Here is a 12,713-nt window from a genome sequence, read left to right as displayed (position 1 = left end):
TTCTACGGCCGGTCAGTGCGTCACCGGGACCCATCGGGGCGGCGAGAGGGTCGTCATCTTCGGCAACCCCGACCAGCGCGGCGGCACCATGATGGCGAAGGAGCTCACCGCGGAGTACCAGAACGTCTACACCTACGTCTTCGACGACCTGGGCTACCCCGTCGTGCGGGCGTACGGCGCGAGCTGACCGCCGCAGGCGCGGTGCGGGTCCGCGGCGATGCGGGCCCCCGTCCCCGGTCGGCGGAACGGGTGGTCATCGCTCGGCAGTGCCGCGCCAGGCCAGCGTGCCGCCGTCGATCGGCCACTCCGCGCCGTTGACGAACAGGGCCTTGTCGCTGGCCAGGAAGCACACCAGCTCGGCGATCTCCTCGGGCCGCCCGAGCCGGGGCACGAGGTGGGCGCCGGTCATCGCCCGCATCAGCGCGTCGGGATCGGCGGCGGCGGCCACGTAGTCGGCGACCATCTCGGTCTCGGTGACGCCGGGCGCGAAGGAGTTGACGCGGATGCCGTGCGGTGCGAGGTCCAGGGCCAGGTTCTTGGTGAGCAGGCTGATGCCGCCCTTGCTGACGCCGTAGGCGATGCAGCCGGGGAAGGCCAGGAACGACCCGGTCGAGCCGGTGTTGATGATCGACGGGTGGCGGGTGCTGGCCTTGAGGTGCGGCAGGGCGTACTTGGCGCACAGGAACGCGCCGCGCACGTTGACCGCCAGCACGTGGTCGAACGTCTCGGCGGTCAGGTCCTCCAGCGACACCCTCGGGGTCAGCGCGGTCTCGTTGACGCCCGCGTTGTTGTGCAGCACGTCGATGCCGCCGTACACCTCGACCGCGCGGGCCATCAACCCCCGCACCTGGTCCTCGTCGCGCACGTCGCAGGCCACGAACGTGGCCTCGCCGCCGGCCGCGAGGACGTCCGCCACGACGGCCTCGCCCGTCGCCTCCCGCGTGCCGGACACGACGACGTTCGCGCCGTACCGGGCGGCGGCGCGCGCCGTGCTCGCCCCGATGCCCCGCGAGCCACCCGTGATCACGAACGTCATGCCGCTGAAGTCGTAGGACATGGGCTCGGCCCCTCGCCTGGTCGGGATTGGTGGCCGCACGCTAACCCCGGCGCGTCCCGGCGACACCCGCCGCGCCCGGTCGGCGTGCCCGACCGGGAAACGAGGTCGAGCGGTCCGGGCACGGCGGCTTTCCCGTGTGCGCACAGCGGCCCGGCGACCCGGCGCGGACGGCCCGTCAACCTCCCAGACTGCACGCTGAGCACACCGACCACCATGGAGGAACACCGTGGCCCCGACCTCGGCCCTGCGCCGCATCACCGTCCCGCTGCTGACCACCGCCCTGATCGTCCTGGGGGTGCTGGGCATCGCCGGCACCGCCTCGGCCGCCGCCGCGTACCAGCTCACCCTGTGCGACTACTCCACCTCACTGGTCGCCAGGGCGACCTTCCCGCAGCGGTTCGTCTCCAGCACCACGGTCGGCTACAACCAGTGCACCTCGATCACGCACTACGGCAACGAGCAGGTCGTCATCGAGGTGTCCCCGAAGCCCGGCTCCAACCCCGTCCGGAACACCGTGCGCAGCTCGTACACCACCCGGCTGGCCAACGAGGTCTTCCACGTCCGCGCCGACGGGTCGGTCTTCCGCTACTGACACCGGTCGCCGACGCCGGGGCTCGCGCCCCCGCTCCGCGCCGGTGCCGCACCGGTGCGGAGCGTCCTGCGGAGAACACCCCGAGGGGCGTGACCGGTTCCCCGGTGGTGCGGGCGGTCGACCGGACCTCTTCCGGCGGTCCCGGCCTGCTCGCGCCGGGTCGCACCGCCGTCCTCCAGGGCGGCGTGGCGGGGCCGGCCGGAACCCGTGCCCGGTCCGGATCGGGTCGACCGAGCCCGATCCGGGCCCTCGGAACGTTCGAGCGAGCACCTCGACCGGGTTCCCGGCGGGCCCGCGCGCCGGGCTCAGGTCCCCCGCGTGACCAGGCAGGTGCTGGTGAACCCGGCGCCCATGCTGATGTGCACGTGGAAGTCCCCGGCGGCGGGTGGCGGGTGCTCGGCGAGGTTCGCGAGCAGGTCGCCGGAGCCGAGGTGGCCGGTGTGCCGTCCCGATGCGACGGTCTTCCCGCGCAGTGGCGGTGCCAGTGCCGCACCGGTCAGGTAGTCGGTCAACGTGCGCCCGACGCGGGGCGGCAGCACCGCGCTGATCCTCGGGTCGTCCGGGGCCAGGCCGGCGTCCTCCAGCGCGGCGTCGACGGCCCGGCCCACGCAACGCGCGATCCGGCGCAGGGCGCCGCGGTCGGGCGCGCCGGGGGTGCGCACGTGCCCTCCCGGCAGCGGTTCGAACGGGTGCGCGGTCGGGTAGGAGAGTTCGAGCCCGCTGTCACCGGCGGACGCGATCGCCTCGACCACCTGCCGGCCCGGCCCCCTGGTGAGCACCGCGGCGGTGGCGCCGTCGCCGAGCGGGGGCACGGGGCGCCAGCGGTCGTAGGGCAGGTCGGTGAAGGCGTCCGCGGTGGTGACCAGCGCCGCTTCGGCCCGGGGTTCGGCGAGCAGGTGGGCGACGGCGGCCTGCAACGCCGAGGCGCCGCCGTTGGACATCTGCCGCACACCGACGGCCGCGCAGTCGAGCGCGCCCAGTTCCCGCGCCACGCGGTGCGGTGGCGTCCAGGTCTGCGGTCCCTGGTCGTAGACCCAGGCGTGGGCGAGCAGCGCGAGCCGGTCGGGCCGCACCCCGGCCTGGTCGAGGGCCCGCCGCGCCGCCAGCACGGCCATGAGGGTCGGGGCGGTGCCCGCGGCGGTGGGGAGCCGGTCGATGCCCTCGCCCGACGAGTCCGCGGTGCTCACGGCGCCGTTGGCCTGCGCCTGCCGCGCGGTGTAGCACTCCTCGGGCAACCACAGCGCGCAGCCGGCCAGGGTGACGGCGCCCGCGACCCTCACGACCGCGTCCCGGTGAGCCGGACGCGCACCTGCTCGGGCACGCGCGGCCCGATGCCGCCGTGCCAGGGCACCTCGGACAGCGGGACCTCCAGCCGCAGCCCGGGGAACCGGCGGAACAGCGCGGGCAGCGCGGTGGCCGCCTGCCGCAGGGCGAGCGGGCCCCCGGGGCAGCGGTGCGGGCCGGCGCCGAAGCTGAGGTGCCCGGACGAGCGGCCGCGAGCCGCGCCCGCGGTCACCGGGCACGCGGTGGTGTCGCGGTTCGCGGTGGTGTCGCGGTTCGCGGTGCTGTCGCGGTTCGCGGTGCCGTCGCGGTTCGCGGTGGCGGTGAGCACGAGCACGGCGTCCCCGGCCGCGACGCGCTGCCCGGCGATCTCCAGGTCCTCGACCGCGAAGCGCCAGCTGGAGAAGGGGATCGGTGGCCGCTTCGCGACGAGCCGGTCCACCACGGCCGCCGCGTCGCCGCCCAGGAGCGCGGCGCGCTCCCGGTGGTCGTCCTGGAGCACGGCGGCGCCGTGCGCGATGAAGCCGACCACCGGCAGGTCGGCACCGAGCATGAGCATGATCAGGTTGGAGGTGATCTCGCGGCGGCTCAGCAGGCCGTCGCGCCGGCCGCGCAGCATCGCGGCCAGGACGTCGTCGCCGTCGTCGGGGTCGCGCTCGCGCACGGCGCGGTCGGCGGCCTCGACCGCCAGCCGGTAGGACTCGGTCCACTCGGCGCTGCGCGGCGACCCGGTGCCCAGCAGGCGGCGGCCGTGCCGCATGATCGTCCCGGTCAGCTCCTCGCGGACGCCCAGGACGCACGCGACGACCTCGATCACCAGCGGGGTCGCGAAGTCCCGCACCAGATCTGCGGAGTCGTGGGCGGCCAGGGCCTCGACCCGGTGCTCGACCGCCCGGTCGATGGCCGGCTGCCACCTCTCCAGGGCGGCGTCGGACAGGCGCTTGCCGATCACGCGCCGGACCCTGGCGTGGTCCTCGCCGTCGAGGTTCATCAACTGCCTGCCGGCCACCGCCGGCAGGTCCTCCGGCACCCGCCGGGTGCCGATCGCCTGGCCGAGGGCCGCCACCCGCAGCGGGTCCTTGACCAGCCTCGGGTCCCGGTAGACGTCGTCGGCCTCGGCACGGGTGGTGACCACCCACGCCGGGACGTCGCCCAGCAGCAGCACGCGCCGCACCGGCCCCTGCCGGGCCAGCTCGTCGTAGATCTCGGGGTGCACCCGGTCCCGGTAGCCCTCGGTGATCAGCCGCGGGCACGTGGTCGCGTCCTCCTGGCGCACCCGGCTCACCTCCGCAGGTACTGGCGCTCGACGACGGCGGCGAGTTCGCCGATCGTGCTCGCCGTGACCAGCTCGTCGTCGTCCAGCTCCAGGCCCAGCCTCCCCTCCAGCAGCACCACGCCGCGCAGCATCGCCAGGGAACTCATGTTGGGCAGGCCGACCAAGGGGACGTCGAGCGGCAGCGCGCCGGCGTCCTGGTCGACGTCGAGCGCCTGCGACAGCACCTCCCGGATCAGCGCGGTGAAGTCGACGGTGTCGCGGTCGGTCGTGGACAAGCTGGTCCTCCTCGGCGGGTGCGGGTGGTCGGGGGCTTCACGCCCCGGTCAGCCGGCGGAACAGGCGGGCGGTGAGCGCACGTTGCCACTTGCCGCTCGTGGTGCGGGGCAAGGTGTTGCGCGGCACCGCGTGCACGTCGACCGCGCCCAGGTCCAGGCGCGCGGACACCAGCCCGCGCACGCGCGCGGACAGCTCGGCGGCACCGGCCGGGTCCCCGGTCTCCAGCGCCACGACGATGCGCTCCCGCTCGTGGTCGGCGAACGCGACGCACCGGCCGCGGCCGGTGGGCAGCGCGGCGCGGACGACGTCCTCGACGTCCTCGGCGTAGAAGTTGCGGCCCGCCACGATGATCATGTCCTTGAGCCGGCCCGCGACGTGGAGTTCGCCGTCGAGGCGGACGCCGAGGTCGCCGGTGTGCAGCCAGCCGTCGCGGAACGCCCTCGCGGTCGCCTCGGGGTCGTCGAGGTACCCGCTGGTCAGCGCCGGGCCGCGCAGCGCGATCTCCCCCACCTGCCCGTCCGCGACCTCGGTGCCGTCCGCCGCGACCAGGCGCAGCGACATGCCGGGCACCGGCCGGCCGACCGAGACCAGCCCGGTGCCGTGCTCCGCGCCGTCCGGCACGCGCAGCGCGGTGCGCCGGTCGGCCAGCGCCTCGCGGTCCAGCCACGCGACCCGCGTGGGCCCGCCCGGTCGCGGGCAGGCGACCGACATGGTGGCCTCGGCCATGCCGTAGACGGGGAACACGGCCCGGTCGGAGAGGCCGGCGGGGGCGAGGGCGCGGGAGAACCGGTCGACGGTACCGGGTTTGACCGGTTCGCCGCCGTTGAGCGCGAGCCGCCACGACCGCAGGTCCAGCCCGTTGAGCACGCCGTCGCCGTACGCCTCGGCGAGGCGGTCGTAGGCGAAGTCGGGTCCGGCGAACACGGTGCCGCCGACGGCGCCGAGGTGCTCGACGACCCGGCGCGGTCTGCGGACGAAGTGCCAGGGGCTGAACAGGTGCAGCTCGTAGCCGCTCCACAGGCCGAACAGGACGGTGATCAGGCCCAGGTCGTGGAAGAGCGGGACCCACGACACGAAGACGTCGTCGGCGCGCACGCCGCTGGCCACGGCGGTGGAGGCGAAGCAGGCCAGCACCGCGGCGTGGGTGAGCACGACGCCCTTGGGCCGGGCCGTGCTGCCGGAGGTGAACTGGACCACGGCCGTCGACCCGGGCCGGGCGGCGCAGGCCGGCCGGGGCTTCGGCGCGCAGTCGCGGACGCGGACGACCCGCAGGCCGGGCCGGCGCCCGGCCAGCTCCGCGGCGACGGCGAGCAGGCCCTCCGCGACCACCAGGTGGTCCAGGCGGGCGACGAGGGCGGCCAGCCCGTCGGCGACCTGCTCGGGCCGGGTCGGCATCGGCGGCACGGGCACCACGGTGACCGCCGCGCCGGCGACCCAGACCCCGAACACGGCGGGCAGGAAGTCCGGCTCGGTGCCGGCGAGCACGCCGACCACGGACCCCTCACCCACCCCGGCGCGCAGGAGCGCGTCCGCGACACCCCAGGCCAGGGCGGGGACCTCGCGGTGCGACAACCGCTGCCCGGTCTCGGGGAACGCGACGACCGCGTCACCGCGTTCGTCGTCGAGGTGGTCGAGCAGTTCCGCCAGGGTCGTCACCGCGGCGCGGCCGTGGTCCGCCATGCTCACTCTCCTGACCGTCCCGGGAGGACGAAGGGGTTCGCGGACGTGCGGGGGTCACGCGGATCGCGGGCGCGATCCGCGTGGGAAAGCAGGTGGGGTGGTCTCCCGACGGGGTGGCGTCCGGGCTGGGGGATTGGTGGTCCGCCCGACGCTGGGCTCTTTCGGGACAGAGTCTGGGTTTCGCCCAGTGCATTGTCAAGCAATGGATCGATGCCGGACGCGGGCCGTCCCGCGCTCCCGCTGCCGGAGGTCGCGGTCATGTCGGTGACCGGCCTGCCCGGCATCCCGCGGGCGCTCGCCGTCCGCGGCGCGTCGGAGGCCCGACACCGCGGACCGCCCTCGCCGAACGCCTCTCCGCGGGCAGCGCCTCCAACGGCGGCGGCTGGTCCACGGTGAGCTACCCACCGGCCGGGCTGCAACGTCATCCGCCCGGCCGTACTTCGCGGGCGCCACCGGCTGCGCCGAGCCGGACCACGTCCAGTCCACATGGGACGGACCGGGGCCGGCACCGCTCGGGTCCGGCCCGGGGGCGGCCGGCCGGTCACAGGCCGTTCCAGTGCTTCGCGCGGGCCAGCAGGTGGTCGTGGACCAGGGCCACGGCGGGGTTGGCCAGGCCGCCGACGCGGGTGGTCAGGAAGAGGGTGTTGAGCGGCGGCACGGCCGCGACGTGCACCGGTTCCACCGACCCCGCCGACAGCGCCGGTTCGGCCAGGTAGCGCGGCAGCGCCGAGACACCCGCGCCCGCCACGACCGCGGCCAGCACCGCCCGCAGGTCCGGCACGACCACCGCCACCTGGTTGGGTGGGCGGCGGCCGAATTCGCTGCGCCAGTACCGGCGGATGATCGGCAGCTCCTCGGCGTAGGCCACCAGGGGCAGGTGCGCCAGCGCCCGCACCGGGTCGAGCGCCAGCAGCTCCCGGTCCACCGACCGGGCCAGGGTGGGCGCGCCGACGAGCACGAACTCCTCGTCGGCGAACGGCGTCGCGCTCAGCGCCCGGTCCGTGGGCCGCACCGACGACACCACCAGGTCCAGCCGCCCGTTGGCCAGTGCGGTGAGCAGGTCCGCCGCCAGGCCGACGGCGACCCGCAGGCGCAGGCCGCGCGTCGTCAGCGGGGCCAGGGCGGGCAGCACGCGGGCGGTCAGCAGCTCCGCCGGGCCCGCGAGGTGGACGGTGCCCGCGAACGCCTCCCGCCCGTCGGCGCCCGACAGCGCGGACCGCAGCGCGTCCACGTGCGCGCCGACGCGCCGGACCAGCTCGTCGGCGCGCGCGGTCGGCGTCACGCCGCGGCTGCCGCGCGTGAACAGCGGCTCGCCCAGCTCCCGTTCGAGCCGGGCCAGGTGTCCGCTCACCGCCGGCTGGGTGAGGCCGCGCCGCTGCGCCGCGGCGGTCAGCGAACCGCTCCGGTAGATCTCCACGAACGTGGCCAGCAGGTCCAGGTCGGGCACCGCGTCAACTCCGAGGCATAAGGAACGTGATGGCCGCACCCAGCCTAGTCGTCGGAAAAGTGATGGACTGGTCGTCGACGGTCCCGAGTTGAGAAGGGGTTTTTCCGATGAGCAGGGTGCTGGTCGTGGTGTCCGCGGCGGACGAGCTGGTGCTGGCCGACGGGTCGCGCCACGCCACCGGGTTCTGGGCCGAGGAGGTCGTGGAGTCGGTGCGCGTGCCGCGGGAGGCGGGGGCGCGGGTGGACATCGCCACGCCGGGCGGCGCGCGGCCGGTGGTGGACGCGGCCAGCCGCGGCGAGGAGTTCGACGCCTACCTGGAGTCCATCTCCGACGAGCTGGCCTCGCCGCTGGTGCTGGCCGAGGTGGACCCGGCCGACTACGACGCCGTGGTGCTGCCCGGCGGGCACGGCCCGATGGCCGACCTGGCCGGCGACCCGGCGCTGGGGAAGCTGCTGGTGTCGTTCGCCGACGCCGGCAAGGTCGTCGCCGCGCTGTGCCACGGTCCGGCCGGGCTGCTGTCGGCGGTGCGCGAGGACGGTTCGTTCGCCTTCGCCGGGCGGCGGATGACGGCGTTCACCGACGAGGAGGAGCGCCAGGGCGGGCTGGCCGTGCCGTACTCGGTGGAGGCGCGGCTGCGCGAGCTGGGCGCGGTGCTGGAGACCGGGCCGGCGTGGTCGAGCACGGTGGTGGTGGACGGCACGCTGGTGACCGGCCAGAACCCGCAGTCCAGTGTGGACACCGCGCAGGCGGTGCTCAAGGCGCTGGCCTGATCGCCCACCGCGGCCCCCCGCCCGGCCCGGCCGCGCGGGGCGCCGCGCCGTCAGGTGTACGGGAACCGCGGGAGGCGGCGGGGCGACGCGTGGGTGGTCGCGACGTCGACGATCGCGCGGAAGACCGCGTTCGCCGAGGGCAGCCACGTCCGGTCCCGCTCGGGCAGGGCCAGCCAGCAGGAGGCGAGCCGCGGCGGCGGCAGGACCAGCTTCGACGGCGCGCGCAGGTGCACGACACCGACGGGCAGGTCCATGCCGCTGAACACGTCGTCGTTGGCGTCGCACAGGAACACCACGCGGTCGTCGGCCACGCGCAGCGCGGGCCCGAGCGCCTGCTGGGTGGTCAACCGGGCGACGACCGCGGCGACCAGGCGGGCGGGGACCTTGAACGCGACGACCCCGCCGCCGAGCGGCAGGCGGGCCTCGTCGGCCACCACCTCGACGGGCCAGCGGCAGCGGTGGCGGTACCACTCGGCGACCGCCGCAGCCTCACGGGCGGGTGGCGGGGCGGGCCGCTGGGCGATCCGGTGCGGTGTCACGGTCGACCTCCTCCAGGACGCCTCCCAGACCACCACGCGAACGCCCCGCCCAAAAGGCCGGACGGCCTCCCGTGCCCGCCCGGTCCGGCGGTCGTGCCCGGACGCGCCGGCTCCGGCGGCCGGCGCCCGCTCAGCGCCCGCTCAGCGCCCGACGGCGGGCGACGCACCCGCCCCGGCGCCCGGCGCACCCGCTCCGCGCGCGGCGGCCGAGAGCCTGCCCAGCACCTCCTCCAGCAGCGGCGCGCCGGTGGCGAAGTTGAGCCGCAGGTGCCGGTGCCCGTCCCCGCCGAAGCCCGCTCCCCCGTCGAGCAGGACCCCGGTCCGGTCGAGGACGTCCGCGACCGGGTCCTCCCCGGTCGCGCCCAGCAGCGCGGCCGGGAACCAGTACAGGTAGCCGGCCTCGGGCAGGGGTTCGGCCCCGCCCCACTCGGCCAGCGCGGCCGCGGTCCGCCGCCGGTTGCGGTCCAGCACCCGCAGCAGGCGCCGCTGCCAGTCGTCGCCCCCCTGCCAGGCGGCCAGCGTGCCCACCACTCCCAGGGTGGACACGACGCCGTAGAGGTCGGGCGGTTGGGCGTCGCGCAGCGCGCGCAGGCGCTCGGGCCCGTAGTGCACGACCGAGCAGCGCAACCCGGCGAGGTTGAACGCCTTGGTGGCCGAGGTGAGCGTGACCGTGCGCCGCGCGATGTCATCGCCCAGCGACGCCAGCGGCACGTGCTCGTGCCCGTCGTGGGTCAGCTCGGCGTGGATCTCGTCGCTGATGACCAGCAGGTCGTGGCGGCGGGCGATGACCGCTACCTCGCGCAGCTCGTCGCGGGTGAGCACCCGCCCGGTCGGGTTGTGCGGGTTGACCAGCAGCAGCACCCGGCAGTCCCGGGCGGCGCGGTCGAGCCCGGCGAGGTCGGGGACCCACCCGTCGGCGGTCCGCAGCCAGGGCGACTCCACGCGCCGCCGCGCCATGGTGGTGACCGTGGCCAGGAACGGCGGGTAGTTCGGGGTCTGCACCAGCACGCCGTCGCCCGGCGCGGTGGCCAGGTGCAGCGTCAGTTGCAGGCCCTGGATGAGGTCGGTGTGCTCGCGGACCTCGTCGGCGGCGACCCGCCAGCCGTAGCGCGCCCGCATCCGCCCGGCGAAGGCCGCGCGCAGCGGGTTGCCGCCGGGCCAGTCCGGGTAGCCCAGCGCGCCGTGGCGCACCGCGTGGTCCAGCGCCTCCACCACCACCGGCGGCACCGGGAAGTCCATGTCGGCCACCCAGGCGGGCAGCACGTCGTCGGCGACGCGCCCCCACTTGACCCCGTACCCGGCGCGCAGCTCCTCGGCGGTGCGGGCGTCGAACAGCGGGTCGGTGGTCACGACGCCTCCAGCAGGTCGCGGCTGATCTCCACCTGCCCGTGGTGCTGGGCCAGTTCCTCCAGCACGTGCAGCAGCACGCCCGCGCCGCTCAGCGGTCGTTCCGGGCCCTGGTAGCCGGCCGGCGGCGCCGTGGCGGGCGGTGCGGCGAGGTCGACGCCCGCCAGGTCCTCGCGCAGCCGCAGCCGTAGCGCGGCCACCCGGTCGCGCAGCTCGCCCGGGTCGCCGGTCGCGCGGAACTCCGCGTCCCGGTCCCGGTCCATCGCCCGGCCCGCGAGCAGGTGGCCGATCCAGTAGTCCACGACCTCGGCGCAGTGGTGGACGATCGCGTAGGGGCTGTTGGCGCCGGGCAGCGGCGGCGCGGTGTTGCCGCGGTCGGGCCCCAGCCGGTCCAGGGCGGCCAGCATCCCGTCGAAGGCCCGGTCCACGAAGTACAGGTACTCGTCCACCGGGCACGATCCGCGCGCGTGAGGTCGTTCGGGCGTCACCGGAGGTCTCCTCCCAGGGGCGGCTCGGCTCCGGGGTGGGACACCGGCGTGCCCGCGCCCTACCCCGAACCAAGTAACCGTTTAAATGGTGACTTGATTCTGGCCGCCACCTCCGTCACCGTCAATACGGTGACGGAGGTGGCGGCACGTGGACGATGCACCACGCCGGCGGCGGGAGCCGTCCGGTCAGGCGTTCAGGGCCGGGAGGACGTCGCGCAGCGAGGTCATGGTGGTCTGCTCCGGGTCGACCTGCTCGACCAGCGGGGCCTGGGCGAGGACCGGGTGGGCGGTCCTCGCGTGGCGCCACGAGGGCTCGACCGGTGCGGCGGCGCCCGGGAAGTCGACGTGCACGGCCACCTCGTCGCCCCCGATCTCACGGGTGATCCAGGGGCCGCTCTCGACGAGCTGGGCGAGCGTCTTGACGTGCAGCCCGTTGATCCGCCGGAGGTACCAGTCGTCGCCCGGCACGGGTCCCATCCGGTCGCTCAACCTGGCCTTGACGTCCTTCACGCGCTCGAACAGCAGCCTGGTCAGCTCGGCACGGTCGTGGGGGCCGGTCAACCCGGCGCGCAGCCGGTCCTCGATCAGCCTTGGCGTGCCGTCGTCGTCGGGCATGAGCATGGTGGTCCAGGCGCGGGACTTCTCGCGGTACTGGAGCTGCTGCATCAGGCCCTCGTGGGCGGAGAAGTCGGACGAGCGGAACGCCCGCCCCCGCCAGCGCGAGCGCAGCGTGCCCGCCAGGGACAGCGCGCTCTTGACCCCGGTGTTCAGGCCGCGTCCGGGCCAGAAGTGCAGCGAGTTCGCCGCGTCACCGATCAGGAACCCGAACGTGCCCGGTCCGAGCTGGGCGGTGAAGCGGGCGTTCTGGGTCATGGACAGCTTGAACGCGGTGATCCCCAGGATGTCCCGGGGTCCGGCGCCGAACAGGCGCGCCCCGTCGAGGACGCGGGGCCACAGGAACGACAGCCGGTCGATCGAGGGCTTGAACACCGCCCGGTGCCGGTCGCAGACGAACCGGTCGGCACGCGGCAGCATCATGCAGCGGTAGGTGCGGATGCACTCCACCGGGGCGTCCTCCCCGATCGCGACGAGCTCCGACGCCTCCTCGGTGGTCAGCCGCATGTTGATGAACCCGCCGCCCAGGGAGTTGAACAGGTAGCGGTTCTGCGACACCGTCAGGGGCACCGTGTACTCGTCGGGGAACACGCCCCGGACCCGGATGCCCAGCACCGTCTCCACCAACTGCTCCCCGCCGACCGAGTAGAAGTTGCGGTCGGGCGTGCCGAAGTGGTCGCTCAGCGCGGTTCGGGTCGGCGAGTTCGCCCCGTCGGCGACGACCAGGATGTGCGTGTCGCCGAAGGTTTCGGGCACCTCGTAGCGGCCCGGCACCAGCTCGATGTCGTAGACGTCGCGCGCCATCTCCAGCAGGCAGTCCTCGAACCACCGGATCCTGACGTTGCGCGGCCTGCCCTTCTCCGCGGGCGAATCCGGGCCCAGCGGCCACATCTCGGCGAACCGGCCGGCCGCGAACAACCGCTCCCGGACCAGGTCGGGCAGCGTGGACCACACGTTGCTCTGGAGGGTGACGACCTGCTCCCGGCGGTGGTTGCCCTCCGCCTCCCCCAACCAGACGACCCGGTTGCCCTGCCTCTTCCAACGCCGGTCGTGGACGCGGACGACGACCTGGTCACCCATCATCGCCCGCAAGGTGCACGCGAACGACAGCCCCACCGGCCCGCCGCCCACCACCTCCACGCGCAGCGGCTCGCGCCCGCTGGGCAGCGGGTCCAGCTTCTGGAACAGGCCGGTCGCCCAGTCCTCGGCGGGCCACACCATCATCGACTCAGTCGCCGCGTCCCCGCTGTTCATGACGGTCGACCTCCCACGCTGCTCACCGACCTGCTCGGGAGGCAATCATGACCCGCGCCCGGACCGGCGACACCGGACGCCGAGCGAGGAA

12 protein-coding genes are annotated in these 12,713 nt (G+C 75.1%); 2 read left to right on the top strand and 10 right to left on the bottom strand.

The genetic code is table 11. From position 1 onward, the window contains the following. Window positions 1–253: 253 nt before the first annotated feature. On the bottom strand, window positions 254–1,057 hold the full coding sequence (locus tag EKG83_RS15190) for an SDR family NAD(P)-dependent oxidoreductase (protein ID WP_051766428.1): 804 nt from the start codon (window positions 1,055–1,057) through the stop codon (window positions 254–256). A gap of 226 nt (window positions 1,058–1,283) precedes the next feature. On the opposite strand from EKG83_RS15190, the gene EKG83_RS15185 reads away from it, so the two are divergent. Beyond that, on the top strand, window positions 1,284–1,649 hold the full coding sequence (locus EKG83_RS15185) for a hypothetical protein (RefSeq protein WP_033433218.1): 366 nt from the start codon (window positions 1,284–1,286) through the stop codon (window positions 1,647–1,649). A 305-nt stretch (window positions 1,650–1,954) separates the two neighbouring features. Here EKG83_RS15185 and EKG83_RS15180 read toward each other — a convergent pair whose 3' ends face one another. From EKG83_RS15180 to EKG83_RS15160, 5 genes are all read right to left on the bottom strand, one after another. Continuing rightward, on the bottom strand, window positions 1,955–2,929 hold the full coding sequence (locus EKG83_RS15180; RefSeq protein WP_033433219.1) for a ketoacyl-ACP synthase III family protein: 975 nt from the start codon (window positions 2,927–2,929) through the stop codon (window positions 1,955–1,957). Continuing rightward, the gene (locus EKG83_RS15175; protein ID WP_153278122.1) at window positions 2,926–4,206 is read right to left on the bottom strand and encodes a cytochrome P450; all 1,281 of its coding nucleotides are present in this window, start codon (window positions 4,204–4,206) and stop codon (window positions 2,926–2,928) included. Before EKG83_RS15175 ends, EKG83_RS15180 begins: the two co-directional genes overlap by 4 nt. 5 nt (window positions 4,207–4,211) lie before the next feature. Then, a complete protein-coding gene (locus EKG83_RS15170) occupies window positions 4,212–4,481 on the bottom strand; it encodes a phosphopantetheine-binding protein (RefSeq protein WP_033433221.1) in 270 nt (89 codons plus the stop codon). A 37-nt stretch (window positions 4,482–4,518) separates the two neighbouring features. Beyond that, window positions 4,519–6,162: an AMP-binding protein gene (locus EKG83_RS15165; protein ID WP_033433222.1), complete on the bottom strand. Its 1,644-nt coding sequence runs from the start codon at window positions 6,160–6,162 to the stop codon at window positions 4,519–4,521. A 541-nt stretch (window positions 6,163–6,703) separates the two neighbouring features. Next, window positions 6,704–7,609, bottom strand: a complete 906-nt coding sequence (locus EKG83_RS15160; RefSeq protein WP_033433223.1) for a LysR family transcriptional regulator — start codon at window positions 7,607–7,609, stop codon at window positions 6,704–6,706. A 107-nt stretch (window positions 7,610–7,716) separates the two neighbouring features. On the opposite strand from EKG83_RS15160, the gene EKG83_RS15155 reads away from it, so the two are divergent. Next, window positions 7,717–8,379, top strand: coding sequence for a type 1 glutamine amidotransferase domain-containing protein (locus EKG83_RS15155; RefSeq protein ID WP_033433224.1), 663 nt, complete (start codon window positions 7,717–7,719; stop codon window positions 8,377–8,379). A gap of 50 nt (window positions 8,380–8,429) precedes the next feature. Here EKG83_RS15155 and EKG83_RS15150 read toward each other — a convergent pair whose 3' ends face one another. The 4 genes from EKG83_RS15150 to EKG83_RS15135 all read right to left on the bottom strand — a co-directional run bounded on the left by EKG83_RS15150 (window position 8,430) and on the right by EKG83_RS15135 (window position 12,622). Further along, window positions 8,430–8,918, bottom strand: a complete 489-nt coding sequence (locus EKG83_RS15150; RefSeq protein ID WP_033433225.1) for a hypothetical protein — start codon at window positions 8,916–8,918, stop codon at window positions 8,430–8,432. 141 nt (window positions 8,919–9,059) lie between these two features. Beyond that, on the bottom strand, window positions 9,060–10,268 hold the full coding sequence (locus EKG83_RS15145) for a MalY/PatB family protein (RefSeq protein WP_051766429.1): 1,209 nt from the start codon (window positions 10,266–10,268) through the stop codon (window positions 9,060–9,062). Next, a complete protein-coding gene (locus EKG83_RS15140) occupies window positions 10,265–10,714 on the bottom strand; it encodes a DinB family protein (protein WP_033433226.1) in 450 nt (149 codons plus the stop codon). The genes EKG83_RS15145 and EKG83_RS15140 overlap by 4 nt, the downstream gene beginning before the upstream one ends. Before the next feature lie 225 nt (window positions 10,715–10,939). After that, the gene (locus tag EKG83_RS15135; protein WP_051766430.1) at window positions 10,940–12,622 is read right to left on the bottom strand and encodes a hypothetical protein; all 1,683 of its coding nucleotides are present in this window, start codon (window positions 12,620–12,622) and stop codon (window positions 10,940–10,942) included. Between the last annotated feature and the right edge of the window lie 91 nt (window positions 12,623–12,713).

It is taken from the genome of Saccharothrix syringae (genome assembly GCF_009498035.1).
Classification (GTDB): domain Bacteria; phylum Actinomycetota; class Actinomycetes; order Mycobacteriales; family Pseudonocardiaceae; genus Actinosynnema; species Actinosynnema syringae.
Note: the sequence above shows the minus strand (reverse complement) of the source record. Positions and strands in the feature narration are given on the sequence as shown.

Coding starts and splice junctions, on each gene's coding strand:
- EKG83_RS15165 (WP_033433222.1), bottom strand. CDS start 6,162: ATGGCGGACCACGGCCGCGCCGCGGTGACGACCCTGGCGGAACTGCTC.
- EKG83_RS15190 (WP_051766428.1), bottom strand. CDS start 1,057: ATGTCCTACGACTTCAGCGGCATGACGTTCGTGATCACGGGTGGCTCG.
- EKG83_RS15135 (WP_051766430.1), bottom strand. CDS start 12,622: ATGAACAGCGGGGACGCGGCGACTGAGTCGATGATGGTGTGGCCCGCC.
- EKG83_RS15155 (WP_033433224.1), top strand. CDS start 7,717: ATGAGCAGGGTGCTGGTCGTGGTGTCCGCGGCGGACGAGCTGGTGCTG.